The following is a 17,662-nucleotide window of genomic DNA, read 5'->3' as shown; positions in this document are numbered from 1 at the left end:
GTGAACACGCCACGAGACATTTTATCGATTATTTTAAAGCCCATGCAATGCGCCCCCGACATTGTTCAGAGATGAAGTCGTATGGTCATCTTTCTGAGGAGTGTGTCTATGCTGGGTGGAGCACAACAACAACCTGAGGGATCAGGAAATCAAGACGAGCTGAGCTGGGCGAAACGCGTTTTCCAGGAGCTGAGCATCAAATTTCCTGATGATGTGCAGCAGGCTGCGCAGATTCTAGCCAGCGTCCCCAAAGACGACAAGCTCACCGTTGCCGATAACAAGGCCGTTGAAGCATCGATTGCACAGATCGCCTCTGAAAGTAAAGCCGCTCATAAGACAGCTGACAGCCTGATCAAGAGCATAGTGACCGTGTTCACGCGCCTTGAAGGGGATGATGAGCTGAAAGGCACGTTGGATGCCATGAACGCCTATACGGGTGATAACCCGAAATATGGTGTTGTGGGACAGCTGGGCGCCGGTGGTTTCACCAAGATTGTCGACAGTGCCAAGAAAGGCAAGGAAGACAACGATATTACGATCCGCGAAAAAGGCACCGCCTATTTCGATCTGTCCAACTCCCCTGCTTTCCGGCAGGCCATGGAGAAAATCTATAACTCTCCTGAACTTCAGGAGAAGATGAAGGACATCATCGATATTGAGTACCTGAAGAGCTTCAAGTTCGGTCGCCCACGTAACGCGAGATCCGACGCTGATCCAGATGAGCTGAAGCTTTACACTTATCGGAACGAGAACAAGCAGAACGCCTCTGAGCATCCAGAGCTTTATGGCGAAGTGCCCGGTTCCGAACAAGTTGATGGACCGGTTCCGCAAAACGATGCACTTGCCGGGCAGAGTCTGACGGCCAACCAGCGCAAGTATCGTGAGCGCAGCAAAAAAGGCGGTGATGGTGCCTGGGCATCAGCTGCTGATTTGAAGGCAAACAAACGCCTGACAGAGCGCGAGGAGAATTTCGCAAGAACCAATCCACGCAACCGTCACGACCGTGAGGATTATCAGTTCAAGGAAGGCAAGCCTGTCAAAGGCGGCGATATGCCTGACGACAAGGTGATTGTTGAGCATCAGCCCGGCTTCTCCGTCTGGGATGTGAAAGACGGCACTGGCTTTGCCAAGGATGCTGAGATGCACAACAAGCCAACAGTGGCAGGTCCGTCCGGTACAACAGACCGCTTCCTCACCGGTATTCGCCTGCTTGGTAAGGGTGTGATGAAGGAACTGGGTCTGGAAGGTCCGAATGCTGATAACCAGGTGAAGGAACTTGGGCGCTGGCTGGCCACTGGATATCTGGTTGGTGATGAGCACCACTCTGCCGTTGAGGTTAATCTGGGTGCTGCCAACCACGGCCTGAAGCCGCAGTGGGGTTCTGATCTTTATACAGAACCATTCTCTGAGCCTATTAAAGGTAAAGGTTTTGAGATCTCCAGCGAAACGGTTGTCGATCAGCTTGAGACCAAGCTGGAAACTGCGGAAGACGATGCGGTGAACAGAGACGCTTATCGCTTCGATCTGGAAGGTGGCTCGAAGGGCAAAGTGATGCCGGATGGTAAGGTGCAGGCACCGAAGCCTTCCAGATAGAGGCACCTGTATCCAGAGGCTTTGTTCTATAAAACAGGCCGTTTGAGAACAGAAAATTTCATGAAAATTGGGCAGCCCAAACCGCGTGTTTGGGCTGTTTCTGCGTGGTTGCGGGGGCAATCCTTAACATCCGTTAGGAGAATTTTAATGGAATCATTTCACAATGAGAACATAGGAAGAACATCGGGTGCTAAATTACTATGTCCAAGAAGTTTCAGTGGCGTCAACTTTGGAGAAATGTCCCTGATCACAGCGTGGGTACGGGCGTTCTTAGTACTGAAATGAGCATGCGCGTGCATCGCGAAGATGGTGATACGCACCGTAAGCCATGGCGGTGGGAACTGCACCACAATGGTGTTGTATGCAAAGGTGACGTCAACGACAAGGTTGAGGCCATGCAAAAAGCGCAGGACGCTTACATCGCTTACCTGCGCTAATCTTTCCTTTTTTACGCTGATGCGTCTTCTTTCCCGAAAACCGAACCCAACTTTCGGGAAAACGCTCTAGCTTGTTGCTGCCGCATCTTTGGCCTGTGTTGCAACCTTTGCCACGGTTGGGGCCTTCAGAGCGTAGACGATACTTCCCAGCACGATGACAATGCCAGTCCATTGGCGCCAGCCAAACTCCTCTCCCACCAGTAACTGACCGCAGAGCACTGCTGAGACTGGATTGACCAGTGACAGGAAGCCGATGGTTGTGGGGTTGAGTTGCACGATACCGTTAAGCCAGTTCACAGAGGCCCAGCCCATTCCCAGAATGCCGATCCAGAAGAACGCCAATGCCATGTTCAGATCTGGTACTGGGGCAGCGCCTTCCAGCACAAGCGCGATTGGTACGGCGTAGAGGCCGCCGAGGGTCACGTGCCAGCCTGTGTACGTCACCATGCTGACATCCGGTCTGCCCCACTTCCCGCTCAAATATACACCGGTGAAGGTGCTCAAGCAGGCTGCGAGTGCAGCGCCGATGCCGATCCAATCCAGTTCCACTGCTCCCAGCAACAACATGCCGACGCCAAACAGGCCAATGAGCGAGGCAAACATCTGGCGTGCGACCGGCCTTTTGCCGTCGAGTATCCAGATGTAAAAGATGATCTGTAGCGGCAGCGTTGCCATGAGGGTTCCGGCCATGCCGCTTGGGAGGCGGAAGGCGGCGATGAACACGAAGAAGATCATGGAAAGGTTGGTCAAGCCAATGATCATGGCCCGCTTCACCCACTGACCTTTCAGAACTCCGGGCGCAAAGGCAAGAAGCAACAGGCCGGCGGGTAGAAGGCGGTAGACGACCATCCAAACTGGATCTTCTGATGGCAGAAGCAGTGTGGTGACAGCGTAGGTGGTGCCCCAGATGGCGGGGGTGAGCGCTGTGCGCAGCTGAACGAGCATAATATCTCGACCTCAATTATTTTGATTTCAAACTAATTTGCATGATGCTTAGGATATATACGCAGAACCGTCAAGTATCTTGATATCAAGTAATTCCTCTGCAATATACCTCTGTATTGCTGCAAGCTAGATTATTGAGAGTGACCATGAGTGATCACGTTGCACGCGTCGTGCGTCAGTGGAAGAGCGAGTATTCTGAGGTTGATGCCAGCCCGATGTATGTGCTGGCACGGATGATGCGGATCAACATGAAGATCAATAAGGATCTTTCGGCCAACTTTGCCAAGTTTGGTCTGGCGACGGGTGACTTTGATGTTCTGGCAACCTTGCGTCGCAGCGGCGAGCCTTATGCGCTGCGCCCGACCGAACTCACCAAGTCCAGCATGCTGACATCAGGCACCATGACCAGCCGATTGGACAAGCTGGAAAAGCTGGGGCTGGTGTGCCGCAATCCTAATCCAGAAGATCGCCGTGCGCTGATGATCCACCTGACAGACAAAGGTCGCGCGCTGGTGGAAGAAGCTGCTGCCAAGCATTTTGCGCTGGAAGCGGAGATGCTGAAGGTGCTGGACCCGCAAGACCGGGAAGCTCTGGAAGGTATTCTGGAAAGGTGGAGCCACAGGCTGGAAGAAGAAGGTGCGATGTAATCCCCCCCTCAGGGAGCTCACACCCGTCTATGCACCTGGCCTTCTCGAAGGCTCTTCATGAAAACTGGTAGAAGATTTTCGGGAGTGCGTTTGCAGCCTATGGCCCCAGTTTGGGGGGGAGCGAAACAGGCAGCCCATATTGATATGGAGCCGCCTGTCTGCCTGTTATTCTTGTTATTTCAAATCCTATGAGTTGCCAGAGAGGCAGGTATTGAACGCGGAGCCCATCTGCTTCAGCAGCTCTGTGTAAAGCTGCGGACCAGAGTCCAGAGTGGACCCTAGTGGATCGATCTCAGCAGAGTTTACACCCGTCCCTTCTTTCAGCACTGCAACCATTCTTGGATTGAACTGAGCTTCTGAGAAGACGCAGCTCACACCCAGATTTTTCAGCTTCTCACGTACTTCCGTCAGGCGTTTAGCACCTGGCAGCACTTCCGGGCTGACAGTCACGGAGCCAACAGCGTTGAGGTTGTAAGCCTCTTCGAAGTAGCGGTACGCATCGTGGAACACCACGAACGGTTTGCTCTGGTGGCCTTTGAGTTCTGCTTTCAGAGCGTCAGAAACCTTGGAGATCTCCTCAGCTTCTGCCTTTGCATTGGCTGCGTATTTGGCAGCGTTTGCTGGGTCAGCTTTTGAGAGCGTTTCTTCAATCTCATGCAGCATTGCGATGGCATTTTGCGGAGACAGCCAGATGTGCATGTCAAACGCTTCTGCACCATGATCAGCGTGATCTGCATGCTCAGCATGTTCCTCATGCTTTTCATGGTCTGCATGTTCTTCGTGCTTCTCATGGTCATGGCCCGCATGCTCTTCATGCTTCTCATGGTCCGCATGCTCTTCATGCTTTTCATGATCGTGATCGGCATGGTCCTCATGCTTCTCATCGGCATGGTCTGCATGGTCTTCGTGTGCTTCGCCAGCGTGTTCTGCATGCTCAGCGGCAGTTTCGCCTGCATGATCACCGTGGTCATGTCCTTCGAAGTTGCCGCCTTCGCGGAAGTTCAGAAGAGTAAGACCGTGGGCGTCTTTCAGCGTCACGACGGTTGCACCGTCTGCAAGGTTTTCCAGCGGCGTCTCGAGGAAGCTTTCCATCTGAGGCCCAACCCAGAACACAACATCTGCATTTGCGATTTTGCGCGCGGTGGACGGACGCAGGCTGTAGGTATGTGGAGATCCTGCTCCTTCCACCACCAGATCAGGCGGGCCAACACCTTCCATAACACTCGCGACAAGCGAATGGATTGGTTTGATAGAGGCCACCACTTTGACCTCAGCCTGTGCCAGAGCCGGGAAAGAGACGCTTCCTGCAAGAAGGCCGAGAATACTCATTGAACTCAGGAGATGCTTCATACGTGCCACAACCATCCGTTATAGTATTACATTCAAATTTGTTACTTTATAACGTCACATAATTTGGAGTGCAACGGGCTTTTTGGGATTTCTGCAGCCTTGGGAAAACCTGAAGATCAGATATGGGTTTATCTTTTGATCTCAAAGGCTTTGTCGGCAGATCGCATCGTAAGCTGTTAGTTTTGCCTGATCTTACTGCCAAATTGACGATATTGCTGTTATATTGCCGCAAAAATTTGAAGGACATTGTATGGCCGAGATTAAGGATGAGCTGGACCGTAAGCTGATTGCCATTTTGCAGGGTAATGCCCGGGAACCGGTTTCTTCAATTGCGCGGCGTCTGGACGTTGCCCGCTCCACCGTTCAGGAGCGTATTGCCCGCCTTGAGCGCAAAGGGATCATTATCGGCTACACAGCCATCCTTGGTGACGAGCAGGATCAGAAGCGCGTTCAGGCCCTTGTGATGCTTTCTGTGGCTCAGCAGCGTTCCCGCGAGTTGATTGCCCAGCTGGAGTCCTATCCTGAAATTCGCAGCTGCCTGACTATCTCCGGTGAGTTTGATCTCTGCCTCATTGTGGAGCCGGATCGACTGGAAGAGCTGGATGCGGTGCTGGATGAGATTGCTGCTATTCCGGGTGTGGAACGCACACGTTCTTCTATCGTGCTGACGAAGAAGTTTGAACGGCAGCGCCCTTTCATGCCTCAAAATACCTATAGCATTGAGAAGTAAGAGCTCTTGCGCATTCGTATATTTTGCCCAGGTGATTTAAATGGCCTCAGCTGCGTATTTTCACCGGGGCGAATCGTGTGCGCCTTACACGCCTAGATCGTCATTTTTACTTTTTTAATGTCAATATGACATAATCACCGTCACTTCAACGAGATAAAACGTCATTTCGGCAAGTTGCCCCGTAAACTCCGGCAGTGTTTTCACGTAGACTCCTAGTCAATCGAAACAAGCTTGGAGGGGCTTATGAGCCGACATCATGTTGCTGTTGTGGGTGCAGGTAAGATCGGTGGGATGATCGCTGCACTGTTGCAAGGTTCAGGTGACTATCAGGTCAAAATGCTGGACCAGAGTGTGGAAGCGCTGGGAGCGCTGGACGTGCCGCATGTGACAACAGAAGCACTGGACGTGAGTGATCTGGGAAAACTCACGGAAGCTCTTAAAGGATGCGATGCAGTTATTTCCGCTGCACCGTTTTTCCTGACGCCGGTGATCGCGCAGGCCGCGAAAGATGCAGACTGTCATTATCTTGACCTGACCGAAGATGTGGCCAGCACTGCAGAAGTGGAGAAGATTGCAGAAGGCGCCAATAAGGCGTTTGCTCCGCAATGCGGCCTCGCTCCCGGTTTCGTTTCCATTGCCGGTTATGATCTGGCAAAGCAGTTTGACAGTCTTGAAGACCTGCATCTGCGTGTGGGCGCCCTGCCCCGTTACCCAACCAACAAGCTGAAGTACAACCTGACTTGGTCCACTGATGGCCTGATCAACGAGTACTGCAACCCTTGCCTTGCCATTGAGAATGGTGAGCTGACCAAGGTGCCAGCACTGGCGGGCCTACAGCACTTCTCCCTTGATGGCGTTGATTATGAGGCGTTCAACACCTCCGGTGGTCTGGGCTCATTGTCCGAGACGCTGAAGGGTAAAGTGCAGAGCCTGCGTTATCTTTCCATCCGTTATCCTGGTCATCGTGACATCATGGAGTTGCTGCTGAAGGATCTGGGCTTCATCAACAAGCGTGAGCTGCTGAAGGAAGTGATGGAAGATTCTATCCCTGTGACCATGCAGGACCGTGTTCTCATCTTCATCACCGCAACTGGTATGAAGGATGGTCGTTTCCAGCAGAAGTCCTACTCTCATGTGGTCAACGACCGTGAGATCATGGGCAAGCACTGGAGCGGTATTCAGATCACCACTGCAGCCAGCATCTGTGCCACGCTAGATCTGATGATGGAAGGCAAGCTGAACGCGATAGGCTTCGTGAAGCAGGAAAGCATCAACCTGCACGACTTCCTCTCCAACCGCTTCGGTAGCCTGTACAACAACGGTGATACCGATCATGAAACTCCTGGCAATCAGATGGCTGCTTAAGGCTTACTGATCCTAGGGATTTATGAGAGAGTTCAAGCGCAGCCTCAGATCTGGGGCTGCGCTTTTTTACAGGTATCGATACAAGGCGTGACGCGCCCTGTATTATGCATAGATTTTAAAAGGCACGATTCAACTTCTATCACTCTTCTTAGTTTCACCATGGGCGACTTGCATACTCAGCTCACTTCATATGGCCCCGGAGACCAGACGTCATGCGTGATCTTGCAATTCTGACCTTCCAAAGCGTTGATGGTGTCATGCAGGCGCCGAGCCATCCTGATGAGGATCGCTCTGAGGGGTTTGATCTGGGCGGATGGGCTCAGCCCTACTGGATGGAGGTGATGGAGCTCGTAAAAGCCGAAGCCATGTCCCTGCCCTACGACTTTCTTTACGGGCGTAAGACCTACGATCTGTTCGCCGCTTTCTGGCAGACTGCAGATCCTGATGATCCTGCGACGCAAGCTATCAACTCAGCTCAGAAGTATGTGGTGACGTCTCAGCAGGATGATCTGGGATGGGTCAACACACAGCGTGTCCATGGAGATCTGCCTGAGGTGATTGGCGCTTTGAAGGCGATGGACGGGCCACTGCTGCAAGTGCACGGAAGCTGGAGGCTCATTCAGCAGCTGCTAGAGCATGATTTGATAGATGAATTCCGGCTTCTGACCTTCCCGGTGATCCTGGGCAAGGGCAAGAAGTTGTTTCAGGATGGCGCACCGGTTCGCGCGCTCAAGCACATCAAGTCGGGGCATACGGCGGGTGGTGTGAAGATGGATTTTTATCGGCGCACTGCTGCGTGAATGCAGCGTAAAGCACTGGCAACGTCAGGCGTCGCCAGTGCGTTTGTTTTAGTCGTCGCGGAGGCGACCTTTGATTTCGTCAGAAAGCGGTAAAGCAACTTCCGTCAGCTTACCTTCATCCAGCATCAGCACGCGGTCTGCGCCTTCCAGCTCGCTGGCACGGTGAGAGACCATAAGCACGGTCTTGCCACGTGTCATGGCGCGGAAGGAGGCCAACACTTTATCAGCTGTCGCATGGTCGAGGCCTTCGGTCAGCTCGTCTGCGATCCAGATTTCCGGATTGCGCAGGTATGCACGGGCGAGCGCCAGACGGCGGCCTTCCCCACCAGACAGGCCAAGACCACCTTCACCCAAACGGGTTTCCAGCTTCTCCTGACGGCCTTCTACCAGCTCTTTCAGACCAGCGTGGGCCAGAGCTTCCCAGAGCTCGGCATCTGTTGCGTCTTCGCGTGCCACACGCAGGTTTTCTGCAATGGTGCTGTGGAAGATCTGCGTGCGCTGTCCGACGACAGTCAGGGTCGCCCGGAGTTTATCTTCAGCCAGACAACTGAGTTCAACCCCACCGATCTGGATGGAGCCGTTCTGCGGAGTTTGCAGGCGCGCCACGATGGCTGCCAGAGTGGATTTGCCAGCACCACTTGGGCCAATGACCACGGTACGGCTGCCGGTTGGCAGCGCCAGGTCAACATTGTCCAGAATAGCAGCTGCCTTTGAGGTGTAGGCGAACTGGATATCCTTGAGGCTCAGTGCATCGTTGCCTGCTTCAAACACAGGTGTCTCAGAGTTGCTGCGCGCTGTTTGCAACGCTTCGCTGTCCTGCCCCACTGTGAGCAGAGAACGGACACGATCAGCAGCACCGGACATCTTGCTCCAGCTGCCAGCGCTGTTAGCGATGGAGATGAGGAGCTCCGGCAGAGCCAGTGCCACGAAGGCAAACAGAGCAATGTGTTTCAGCTCCATCTGGCCTTGCTGGTAGGAGTAGGCTGCGAACAGGAAGGTCACGGCCACCATCACCTGGCTCATGGTGCTGACAACGGCCTGATTGCGCATGTCGGTCAGTTCGGTCTGCTCTTGCGCATCGTCCAGCTGGTTGACGGCTTTCAAAGCTGCCTGACGCTGTTGTTCCAGACCACCGAAAACGGAGAGATCACGGCGACCACGCACCAAATCAGAGACGCGAACCCGAAGGGCATCACGGGCTGCATTGAGCCTGCGTGCATGCGCTTTCTGGCGATGTCCACCGGACTTTGCAAGAACTGTCAGCCCGGCTGCCTGTACCGCACCCAGAGCGATGGACGCCATTGGGGAGTATTGCCAGAGGATGACGAGGGTCAGGCCAGTGATAATGGTTGCAGAAGCGAGCGGAACCACCAGACGCAGGAACAAACCATCGAGCTGGTCTACATCACTCACTACGCGGGAGAGCGCGGTTGCGGAACGTTGGCTTAAAGTGCCGTTGCTTTCACGGGCGACAAGACCACGGAACACGCCGGAGCGTAGGTTTGCCAGAAAGCGGAAGGTGGCATCGTGGGTAATCACCCGCTCCAGATAGCGACCGAAGATACGGATTGCAGCATACCAGCGAATATGGCTTGCTGCGGCGCTGTTAAAGGCAATCGCGCCAGCAGACAGGCCTGCAATGGCGGTTGCGGTGATGAAGTAGCCGGAAACGGCCAAAAGTGCGATCCCAGCAGCGGCTGGAAGGAAGGCCAGAAACAGGCCACCCCAGAATGCTAAAGGCTCTTCCTTTTGCAGGAGCCAGATGATGCGAAGGGATGATCTCATTGCTCTTCTCCTTCACGCTCATTCACTTCAACCAGCACGCCCTCTTTCAGGGTCAGCACGCGGTCAGCAGACCCGACGACGCGTGGGTCATGGGTAGCGACCAGAACAGGCTTGTTGTGTGCCAGCTTCTTCAACGCTGCGACAACCTTCTGCGCGGTTGCGCCATCCAGATCAGCGGTTGGCTCATCTGCGATGATCAGTCTTGCGTCTTTACGCAGAGCTGCGCGGGCCAGTGCGAAACGGCGGCGCTCGCCCAGAGACAGGCCTTTGCCGTCTTCACCGATCTGACCGGACAGACCATCCGGGATCTTGGTGAGCAGCTCATCAACGGCTGCCAGCTTCAGAGCTTCGGTCAGCGTTGCATCATCGGCAGACTTGTCCGCGCGACGCAGGTTAGCCCGCAGGGAGCCATGGAACAGCTCTGGGTTTTGAGAAAGGACTGAGATTGCTTGTTGCCAATTGGTCAGGCCATAAGAGGTCAGAGGCAGGCCGCCATACGCGATCTGGCCCTGATCTGCTGGCAGGAAGCCAAGGATGCAGTCCATCAGAGTGGATTTACCGGTACCACTTGGGCCTTTGACGACAACCAGTTCCGGCTCTCCCAAAGACAGGTTTACGTCCTCCAGGATCGTGCGGTGGCCGCGGGAGACACTGAGGCTTCTGACAGTGAGCGCGCCAGTTTCCGGCAGCGGCACGACATCGATACCTGTTCCGATGATATCTTCCAGACCATCCTTTTCCAGCTGCTTTTGCAGTTCTACGATGTGATCCGCTGCCGCAAGGCCTGCTGCGCGGTCATGGTAGGCTGCTGCAAATGCGCGGAGTGGTGCGAAATACTCAGGCACGATCATCAACACGAACAGGCCACCCGCCAATGTCAGCGGAGAACCATAAGTGCCGAAGCTCCAGTCTCCCAGCAGAGAGTAGCCAACGTAAATTGCAGTGATTGCGATGGCAGCAGCACTGAACAATTCCAGTGCGGTGCTGGAAAGGAAAGCGATGCGCAGAACGCGCATGGTGGACGTGCGGAAGTCACCACCCAGTTTGCGGATATCGTCTTCGGAACGCTTAACTGCACCAAACAAACGCAGGGTTTCCATGCCTCTGAGCCGGTCAAGAAGGAGACCACCCATGTCAGCGAGAACACCGAGTTGCTGATCGCTGGCTTTCTTCGCGCGGATACCAACGATTGCCATGAAGACAGGAACCAAAGGACCAAAGACCAACAGGCAAAGTGCTGCAAACCAGCTGACGTAAGCAACGGATGCGATCAGTACGAGAGGGACAAGCGACAGACGCGCTTGAATTGGGAGGAAGCGACCCAGATAAGGTCCGATCGCCTGAATGTGCTCAACGGCAATGGATGCGATCTTACCACTTGCAGGAAGTTCTGTTGCCGGGGACAGGTTTGTCAGATTGCTCAGCAGGCTGGTTTCCAGTCTGTGACGCGCCTTGGAGGCTGCGCGAACGGCAATCTCACCGCCCTTCACCTTCAGCACATGGCGGATGGCGGACAGAATAAGAATGGAGGCTGTTGCATAAAATGGATCAAGGCCCGGTCCGTGAGGATCAATCAGGCCAGCAATTGCCAGAGCCAGAAGTGCTGCCTGCGGAATCCAAAGGAGTTCCGAGAGGCCTTGCAACAATGCGCCGCGCTTCACCAGTTTCATTTCCGGGCGAACCGCTTCCTGAAGCCAGACCTGACCTGCGGACTTTTTGCGTCCACGTTTCTTGGCGGTGGCATTTGCCTCCGCAACTTCAGCATCGGATAGCTCTGTTACATCTGCTAGGTTTTCAGTCATTCCGCTTGTCCGGTTCCCTCTTAGCCGGGGCATCTGCCTGTAACTCTAATCAGCAATTTCCGAAAAAATTCTTCAATTGCCTAGACTTGCTTGTGCAAAGGAATCGACCCGTCCGGTGTTCCACTGCAACATGCTCGTTAGAATTACTCCAGTTTTTTAATAAATCGCAATAAACTCAGAGGCGAAGACCCCCCATTTAGTATGGGACATAAGCGCACAGGTGCGCGCATGGAGAGATCTAAGGAGCCTCAGAGCGCCTTGCTTTTGCCGAGGTTTACGGGGTTTTACCGAAGAGCTGCCACGATAAAAATCAAAATGGCTCATGGATTCCCGAATTTTCGGGAATATTAACTGCTTTCCGCTAGGGTCCCCGGGTTCTCTTGTACATCTCAGCCTACATCGAACTAACGAATTGATATTGCTGAATAACAACAAAAAGGAGAGAACCTGCCATGTTTCGCTCTTTTAGCCGTCTTTGCCTGACGGCAATTTGGGGCCTGGGCCTTACCTCCGCATCCATTGCCTCCGAGAAGCAAGGTTTTACCGCTGAGCGCAGTGACGTGATTCCGCCGCTGGAGATTTTTAAAACGATGGCGGATGATCTACAGCCCCAAGGCTGGATCACCTTTCAGACGCTGGACGGCAAGCAGATTGTGAACTTCGCACCTATCATGTCGCTGCGCTGCAGGCTGAAGGAAATTAAGTATTCCATCGATTCCAAGGATCTCAATGAGAGCTTCCCTATTCCTGATTGCGATCCGGAGTATCCCTTCCGCGTGGAAGCTCAGAGCATTCATCAGCCTTACATCATGGAGTTTCCTGGCGGGACCGTGCAGGCGCTGGCAGTTCAATTGACGTGGGATGATGGCAGCAAGAGCAAGATTGCTTATTACGAGCCCTGTCGAGCTGTGGGGGCTGCCCCCTGCGCTTACCCTCTTGGCAGTAACGAATGAAAAAAGGCGCTCCGAAGAGCGCCTTTTCCAAATCTGTTTCCCGAAGGCTTAGCCCATTGTTGGGATAGAGAATTCTGCACCTTCTTTAACACCTGAAGGCCAGCGGGATGTCACTGTCTTGGTGCGGGTGTAGAACTTGAAGCCGTCTGGACCGTGCTGATTCAGATCGCCGAAGCCAGAACGCTTCCAACCGCCGAAGGTGTGGTAAGCGAGCGGCACAGGGATTGGCACGTTGATGCCGACCATGCCGATGTTGATGCGGCTTGCGAAGTCACGTGCAGTGTCACCGTCACGGGTGAAGATTGCAGTACCGTTGCCGTACTCGTGATCCATTGGCAGGCTCAGAGCTTCTTCGTAGTTTTCTGCGCGAACAACAGTCAGAACCGGACCAAAGATCTCTTCTTTGTAGATGTCCATGTCTTTGGTTGCGTTGTCGAACAGACAAGGACCAACGAAGTTACCGTTTTCATAGCCCTGCAGTTTGAAGCCACGGCCGTCTACAACAAGCTTAGCGCCCTGCTCTACACCGGAGTTCACCAGACCGAGGATACGATCACGTGCCTGTGGGGTGATGACTGGACCGAAGTCTACGTCGTCGCCAGCGGTGTAAGGACCAACCTTGAGAGCTTCAACGCGTGGGATGAGCTTCTCGATGAGACGGTCTGCGGTTTCCTGACCAACTGGAACAGCAACGGAGATCGCCATGCAGCGTTCGCCAGCAGCACCGAAGCCTGCGCCAACCAGAGCGTCAGCAGCCTGATCCAGATCAGCGTCTGGCATGATGAGCATGTGGTTTTTCGCACCGCCGAAGCACTGAACGCGCTTACCTGAAGCTGTACCGCGGGTGTACACGTATTCAGCAATCGCGGTGGAACCAACGAAGCCAACAGCCTGGATGATTGGATCATCGAGGATTGCGTCTACAGCTTCTTTGTCGCCGTTGATGACGTTCAGAACGCCGTCTGGCAGACCAGCTTCCTGCATCAGCTCAGCGAGCATCATAGGCACGGAAGGGTTACGCTCAGATGGCTTGAGGATGAAGGAGTTACCAGCTGCGATCGCAACACAGAACTTCCACATCGGGATCATTGCAGGGAAGTTGAATGGAGTGATGCCTGCAACAACGCCCAGAGGCTGACGCATGGAGTACATGTCGATGCCAGGACCAGCGCCTTCGGTGAACTCACCCTTCATCATGTGCGGCGCGCCGATGCAGAATTCTGCAACTTCGAGACCACGGATCACGTCGCCCTTCGCATCAGGGAAGGTTTTGCCGTGTTCTGCGGACAGCTTGGATGCCAGCTTGTCCATGTCGCGATGAAGCAGGGATACGAACTTCATCATTACGCGAGCGCGGCGCTGTGGGTTGGTTTTTGCCCAGCCTACCTGCGCTTTTTCAGCGATCGCTACTGCTTCCTGCAGTTCAGCTGTGGTTGCCAGAGCAACTTTTGCTGTAACTTCACCGGTTGCAGGGTTGAAAACGTCAGCTGCGCGGCCAGACTTGCCTGCAACGCGTTGTCCATTGATGAAATGACCGATCTCTTCCATGAGGTCCTCCCTCTCCAGGTCTATTCTTGCGGCCCGCAAACGCATGCGTTTTACAGGTCTGCGAGCGAATTTCTTTATGCCCCTAGCATGAACTATATTTTTCGCATATCAATGAGATAATATTCGAAACCGTTGTGCGAAAATTAAAGAACAAACTGCGCAGCACTTGGAATGGGAGCAATCAAAAATCATGAACTGGGATGATGCAAGAGTGTTTCTTGCTGTGGCGCGCTCCGGACAGATTTTGGGAGCTGCTCAAAGGCTGGGCCTCAACCATGCAACCGTTGCCCGCCGCCTCTCCGCTCTTGAGGCTGCCTTGCAGGCTAAACTGATAGATCGTCGAACCACGGGCTGCGCCTTGACCAGTGAAGGTGAGCGGTTCTTTGAGTTTGCTGAGAGCATGGAAACGGAGATGCTTTCTGCTCGCGCTGAAATCGGCGGGACGGACGTGGAGCTTTCCGGCGCCGTGCGCATTGGCGCTCCTGACGGCTTTGGTGTTGCGTTTCTGGCCCCCCGCCTTGGCGCTCTTAATGAACGTTATCCAGACCTGACGCTGCAATTGGTTCCTCTCCACCGGGCTTTTTCGCTTTCAAAGCGCGAGGCTGATTTGGCCGTGACAGTGGGCCAACCAGAACATGGGCGTTTGGTCAGCCGTAAACTGACGGATTACTCTCTGGGTCTTTATGCTTCCCGTACCTATGCTGATCGCTATGGCCTGCCGCAGACCGAAGAAGAGCTGAAGCAGCATCGCCTGATTGGATATGTGGACGATCTGATCTTTGCCTCCTCTCTCAACTACTCCGCTGAGTTCTCCAAGGAGTGGCAGTCACGTCTGGAGTGCGCCAGTGCTCTTGGGCAGACGGAAGCTGTGCGAGCTGGCAGCGGAATCGGCATCCTTCACGGGTTTATTGCGGACGGTAATGATGACTTCGTGCCTGTGCTGCCTGAACGGCGGATTTCACGCAGTTACTATCTTGTGACCCATGAAAGCGCACGCCACCTGCGCCGTATCAAAGCTGTCTCGGATTTCATCAGTGATCTGGTAAAGCAAGAGAAGGATCTCTTTAGAAACCACCTGTAACACACTGATTTAGAGTCGGTTTCAAGCCTTTAAAATTATAAATTGTCATTTTTGATAATTTATAATATACAGTCGGCATACCCTCCTGACTGTAACTTGAAGGCAAAATGAGATGATTGGTAAGCTTGCGGAATACGTTGGCGTTCCTTTGGTTGTCGTCACTATCGTGGCGACCTTGCTTTACTTTGATTTTGGCGGATATCTGACGCAGGAAAGCCAGGCTGCTGATGGTAAGGATCAGCCCAAAGTGCTGGATGCGCTTGTCGCGGACATTCCCTCTCTGCCCATGATCAAGGGAGATTTTCCGAGTCTTTACAAAGACCTGCAGACTCAAATTGAGAAAGAGATTCAATCAGGTGCTGATGAGCGGGTGTTGGCCAAGAGTTTGCATGACATGCTCTATCGCGCCCTGCAGGTGTATCGGCCTCTCTTGAAGTATGCTGATGACGATAAAATCATCGAGGTCCTGAAAGCCAAGCGCGCCCTCACTTTGAAGCTGAAAAAGAGCAAGGGTGAGCTGATTTGTGCGCAAGTCTTCTCCGGGTCGACTGGCGCATTTCTGGACAGCTACACAGAGGTGGAAAGCGAAAGCACCAAAGAAGGGCTGGTTCTCTTCCGCTTGCTTGCAGATGCGCAAGTGAAAGCCAAGGATGACGGGCTTGTCATTCATTACCCGACTGAGCCATCGAAGAAGAAAATCCGCGTGATTGGTCAGGCAACAGATAAGCCGACTGATACGGACTTGTATCTTCCGGTGAACGCTGCCTTTGATGCGCTTGTGAAAGTGTACCCAATGGAGTCACTGAGCCGCATTTTTGCTGCGGACCCAACCGACAAGCAGCTCTGTGACAGTGAGGTTCGCCTCTACGATGCGATCATTGGGTTACAGAAACCGCATGGCCCAGCAGTACGCAAGTACATTGTCGACCTGCTTTACTTTGCGGGCTACTAGCCATCCCCCACCCCTTGTGCAAGTAGTCCCATAACAAAAACGCCGGTCCCAAAAGGCCGGCGTTTTTAGCGTCTTTATTCTGTTTAGGCGTTAGGCCAGTTCAGCAAGTGTCTGGTTGTAGTCACCAACCTCTGGATTTTCGCGCAGGACTGAATCCATTGCCTTGAACATCTCATGCAGGCGCTCTTCAGAAACCGGGCTTTCCACCACAACAACCAGTTCAGGCTTGTTGGAGGATGCGCGAACAAGGCCCCAGGTGCCATCATCACAAACAACACGAACGCCGTTTACAGTGATGAGGTCATCAATGTCATGACCAGACACTTTCGCACCTTCCGCCTTCATAGACTTGAAGCGCTCAACAACACGATCAACCACATCGTACTTGATCTCATCTGCGCATTTTGCTGCCATGGTTGGGGAGCCCCAGGTTTTTGGCAGGTCACGGCGCAGGTCCGCCATGGTCTTATCCGGGTTGCGGTCCATCATGTCCAGAACAGCAACAGCGGAGACAACACCATCATCATACCCACGGCCAATTGGTGGGTTGAAGAAATAGTGGCCTGACTTTTCGAAACCAGCGATCGCACCAAGCTCAGTTACGCGACGTTTGATGTAAGAGTGACCGGTTTTGAAGTAGTCAGTCTTCGCGCCATTGGCTTTGAGGACCGGGTCTGTGTGGTACAGGCCGGTTGACTTCACATCTACAACGAACTGGGTTTCCGGATGCAGTGCGGAGATATCGCGGGCGAGCATGACGCCAACCTTATCGGCAAAGATCTCTTCACCTTCGTTATCAACCACACCACAGCGGTCGCCATCACCATCAAAGCCCAAACCGACTTCAGCACCGGTTTCCAGTACTTTATCGCGGATCGCATGAAGCATCTTCATGTCTTCCGGATTTGGATTGTAGTTCGGGAAGGTATGGTCCAGCTCGCAGTCTAGCGGAATGACATCTACGCCCAGCGCTTCAAGAATACGCGGAGCGAAGGCACCTGCTGTGCCGTTACCACATGCCACGACAGCTTTGATCGGGCGTTTCAGCTTCTCGCGTTCAGTCAGGTCCGCGATATAGCGGTCTGCCAGATCCGGGTGATACTCATAGGAACCACCACCACGCAGATCACTTTTCCCTTCCAGAACGATCTCTTTCAGGCGACCCATTTCTTCCGGACCAAAAGTCAACGGACGGTTTGCGCCCATCTTCACACCGGTCCAGCCGTTGTCGTTGTGGGAAGCTGTAACCATCGCCACGCAGGGGACATCCAGATCAAACTGCGCGTAGTAGGCCATCGGAGACATGGCGAGGCCAATGTCATGCACCTTGATGCCAGAGGACATGAGACCCGTGATCAGAGCCATTTTGATAGAGGCAGAGTAACCGCGGAAATCATGACCAGTTACGATCTCAGGGCGAACACCAAGTTCATGAATGAGAGTTCCGAGCCCCTCACCCAGAGCCTGAATGCCCTTCAGGTTGATCTCTTCTTCAAAGAGCCAGCGCGCGTCGTACTCGCGAAAACCGGTCGGCTTGACCAACGGTGTTGTTTCATAGGCCAAGGTGTTCGGCGTTAGCTGTGAAACCGGTTTAACTGACATATTTTCTCCTAGGTAAGCATCAGGTCACTGGTAGTGCAGAGACGTGACGCTTTTATCAAACTCCGTTTGAAT

The 17,662-nt window shown here is 53.6% G+C and carries 15 protein-coding genes; 9 read left to right on the top strand and 6 right to left on the bottom strand.

Translation table 11 applies throughout. The annotated features are described in order from the left end of the window. Nucleotides 1–108 precede the first annotated feature (108 nt). Both JCM12308_RS18815 and JCM12308_RS18810 read left to right on the top strand, forming a co-directional pair. The gene (locus JCM12308_RS18815) at nt 109–1,593 is read left to right on the top strand and encodes a hypothetical protein (protein ID WP_008550081.1); all 1,485 of its coding nucleotides are present in this window, start codon (nt 109–111) and stop codon (nt 1,591–1,593) included. Nucleotides 1,594–1,847: 254 nt separating this feature from the next. Further along, nucleotides 1,848–2,030, top strand: a complete 183-nt coding sequence (locus tag JCM12308_RS18810; RefSeq protein ID WP_208978756.1) for a hypothetical protein — start codon at nt 1,848–1,850, stop codon at nt 2,028–2,030. A gap of 66 nt (nt 2,031–2,096) precedes the next feature. Here JCM12308_RS18810 and JCM12308_RS18805 read toward each other — a convergent pair whose 3' ends face one another. Beyond that, nucleotides 2,097–2,975 carry a DMT family transporter gene (locus tag JCM12308_RS18805; RefSeq protein ID WP_054784746.1) on the bottom strand — a complete coding sequence of 293 codons (879 nt, stop codon included), beginning with the start codon at nt 2,973–2,975 and terminating at the stop codon, nt 2,097–2,099. Between the two features lie 146 nt (nt 2,976–3,121). On the opposite strand from JCM12308_RS18805, the gene JCM12308_RS18800 reads away from it, so the two are divergent. Beyond that, on the top strand, nt 3,122–3,622 hold the full coding sequence (locus JCM12308_RS18800) for a MarR family winged helix-turn-helix transcriptional regulator (protein ID WP_054784745.1): 501 nt from the start codon (nt 3,122–3,124) through the stop codon (nt 3,620–3,622). Nucleotides 3,623–3,808: 186 nt separating this feature from the next. Here JCM12308_RS18800 and JCM12308_RS18795 read toward each other — a convergent pair whose 3' ends face one another. Next, on the bottom strand, nt 3,809–4,951 hold the full coding sequence (locus JCM12308_RS18795) for a zinc ABC transporter substrate-binding protein (RefSeq protein ID WP_208608760.1): 1,143 nt from the start codon (nt 4,949–4,951) through the stop codon (nt 3,809–3,811). Between the two features lie 271 nt (nt 4,952–5,222). Between JCM12308_RS18795 and JCM12308_RS18790 the strand changes: the two genes are divergently transcribed. The 3 genes from JCM12308_RS18790 to JCM12308_RS18780 all read left to right on the top strand — a co-directional run bounded on the left by JCM12308_RS18790 (nt 5,223) and on the right by JCM12308_RS18780 (nt 7,867). After that, nucleotides 5,223–5,702 carry an Lrp/AsnC family transcriptional regulator gene (locus JCM12308_RS18790; protein ID WP_008549632.1) on the top strand — a complete coding sequence of 160 codons (480 nt, stop codon included), beginning with the start codon at nt 5,223–5,225 and terminating at the stop codon, nt 5,700–5,702. Between the two features lie 243 nt (nt 5,703–5,945). Next, nucleotides 5,946–7,067: a saccharopine dehydrogenase family protein gene (locus tag JCM12308_RS18785; protein ID WP_054784743.1), complete on the top strand. Its 1,122-nt coding sequence runs from the start codon at nt 5,946–5,948 to the stop codon at nt 7,065–7,067. A gap of 212 nt (nt 7,068–7,279) precedes the next feature. Then, the gene (locus tag JCM12308_RS18780) at nt 7,280–7,867 is read left to right on the top strand and encodes a dihydrofolate reductase family protein (protein WP_054784742.1); all 588 of its coding nucleotides are present in this window, start codon (nt 7,280–7,282) and stop codon (nt 7,865–7,867) included. 48 nt (nt 7,868–7,915) lie between these two features. On the opposite strand, the gene cydC is transcribed toward JCM12308_RS18780, so the two are convergent. After that, nucleotides 7,916–9,652, bottom strand: coding sequence for a thiol reductant ABC exporter subunit CydC (gene cydC, locus JCM12308_RS18775; protein WP_054784741.1), 1,737 nt, complete (start codon nt 9,650–9,652; stop codon nt 7,916–7,918). Then, nucleotides 9,649–11,454, bottom strand: a complete 1,806-nt coding sequence (gene cydD, locus JCM12308_RS18770) for a thiol reductant ABC exporter subunit CydD (protein ID WP_054784740.1) — start codon at nt 11,452–11,454, stop codon at nt 9,649–9,651. The genes cydC and cydD overlap by 4 nt, the downstream gene beginning before the upstream one ends. A gap of 452 nt (nt 11,455–11,906) precedes the next feature. On the opposite strand from cydD, the gene JCM12308_RS18765 reads away from it, so the two are divergent. Further along, complete coding sequence (locus tag JCM12308_RS18765; protein ID WP_054784739.1) at nt 11,907–12,407, top strand: hypothetical protein; 501 nt, start codon at nt 11,907–11,909, stop codon at nt 12,405–12,407. Between the two features lie 48 nt (nt 12,408–12,455). On the opposite strand, the gene JCM12308_RS18760 is transcribed toward JCM12308_RS18765, so the two are convergent. Next, on the bottom strand, nt 12,456–13,955 hold the full coding sequence (locus JCM12308_RS18760; protein ID WP_054784738.1) for a CoA-acylating methylmalonate-semialdehyde dehydrogenase: 1,500 nt from the start codon (nt 13,953–13,955) through the stop codon (nt 12,456–12,458). Nucleotides 13,956–14,145: 190 nt separating this feature from the next. Here JCM12308_RS18760 and JCM12308_RS18755 point away from each other — a divergent pair, with 190 nt between their 5' ends. Both JCM12308_RS18755 and JCM12308_RS18750 read left to right on the top strand, forming a co-directional pair. Then, nucleotides 14,146–15,036, top strand: coding sequence for a LysR family transcriptional regulator (locus tag JCM12308_RS18755; RefSeq protein WP_008550093.1), 891 nt, complete (start codon nt 14,146–14,148; stop codon nt 15,034–15,036). Nucleotides 15,037–15,148: 112 nt separating this feature from the next. Then, nucleotides 15,149–15,988 carry a hypothetical protein gene (locus tag JCM12308_RS18750; protein WP_054784737.1) on the top strand — a complete coding sequence of 280 codons (840 nt, stop codon included), beginning with the start codon at nt 15,149–15,151 and terminating at the stop codon, nt 15,986–15,988. Nucleotides 15,989–16,078: 90 nt separating this feature from the next. Here JCM12308_RS18750 and JCM12308_RS18745 read toward each other — a convergent pair whose 3' ends face one another. Then, nucleotides 16,079–17,590, bottom strand: a complete 1,512-nt coding sequence (locus JCM12308_RS18745) for a phosphomannomutase/phosphoglucomutase (protein WP_054784736.1) — start codon at nt 17,588–17,590, stop codon at nt 16,079–16,081. Between the last annotated feature and the right edge of the window lie 72 nt (nt 17,591–17,662).

Source organism: Pseudovibrio denitrificans JCM 12308 (genome assembly GCF_001310815.1).
Taxonomy (GTDB): Bacteria; Pseudomonadota; Alphaproteobacteria; order Rhizobiales; family Stappiaceae; genus Pseudovibrio; species Pseudovibrio denitrificans.
Note: the sequence above shows the minus strand (reverse complement) of the source record. Positions and strands in the feature narration are given on the sequence as shown.

What these genes read in the sequence shown, in the direction of transcription:
- JCM12308_RS18815 (WP_008550081.1), top strand. Translation starts at nt 109, where the DNA reads ATGCTGGGTGGAGCACAACAACAACCTGAGGGATCAGGAAATCAAGAC.
- JCM12308_RS18805 (WP_054784746.1), bottom strand. Translation starts at nt 2,975, where the DNA reads ATGCTCGTTCAGCTGCGCACAGCGCTCACCCCCGCCATCTGGGGCACC.
- JCM12308_RS18800 (WP_054784745.1), top strand. Translation starts at nt 3,122, where the DNA reads ATGAGTGATCACGTTGCACGCGTCGTGCGTCAGTGGAAGAGCGAGTAT.
- JCM12308_RS18795 (WP_208608760.1), bottom strand. Translation starts at nt 4,951, where the DNA reads ATGAGTATTCTCGGCCTTCTTGCAGGAAGCGTCTCTTTCCCGGCTCTG.
- JCM12308_RS18790 (WP_008549632.1), top strand. Translation starts at nt 5,223, where the DNA reads ATGGCCGAGATTAAGGATGAGCTGGACCGTAAGCTGATTGCCATTTTG.
- JCM12308_RS18785 (WP_054784743.1), top strand. Translation starts at nt 5,946, where the DNA reads ATGAGCCGACATCATGTTGCTGTTGTGGGTGCAGGTAAGATCGGTGGG.
- JCM12308_RS18780 (WP_054784742.1), top strand. Translation starts at nt 7,280, where the DNA reads ATGCGTGATCTTGCAATTCTGACCTTCCAAAGCGTTGATGGTGTCATG.
- cydC (WP_054784741.1), bottom strand. Translation starts at nt 9,652, where the DNA reads ATGAGATCATCCCTTCGCATCATCTGGCTCCTGCAAAAGGAAGAGCCT.
- cydD (WP_054784740.1), bottom strand. Translation starts at nt 11,454, where the DNA reads ATGACTGAAAACCTAGCAGATGTAACAGAGCTATCCGATGCTGAAGTT.
- JCM12308_RS18765 (WP_054784739.1), top strand. Translation starts at nt 11,907, where the DNA reads ATGTTTCGCTCTTTTAGCCGTCTTTGCCTGACGGCAATTTGGGGCCTG.
- JCM12308_RS18760 (WP_054784738.1), bottom strand. Translation starts at nt 13,955, where the DNA reads ATGGAAGAGATCGGTCATTTCATCAATGGACAACGCGTTGCAGGCAAG.
- JCM12308_RS18755 (WP_008550093.1), top strand. Translation starts at nt 14,146, where the DNA reads ATGAACTGGGATGATGCAAGAGTGTTTCTTGCTGTGGCGCGCTCCGGA.
- JCM12308_RS18750 (WP_054784737.1), top strand. Translation starts at nt 15,149, where the DNA reads ATGATTGGTAAGCTTGCGGAATACGTTGGCGTTCCTTTGGTTGTCGTC.
- JCM12308_RS18745 (WP_054784736.1), bottom strand. Translation starts at nt 17,590, where the DNA reads ATGTCAGTTAAACCGGTTTCACAGCTAACGCCGAACACCTTGGCCTAT.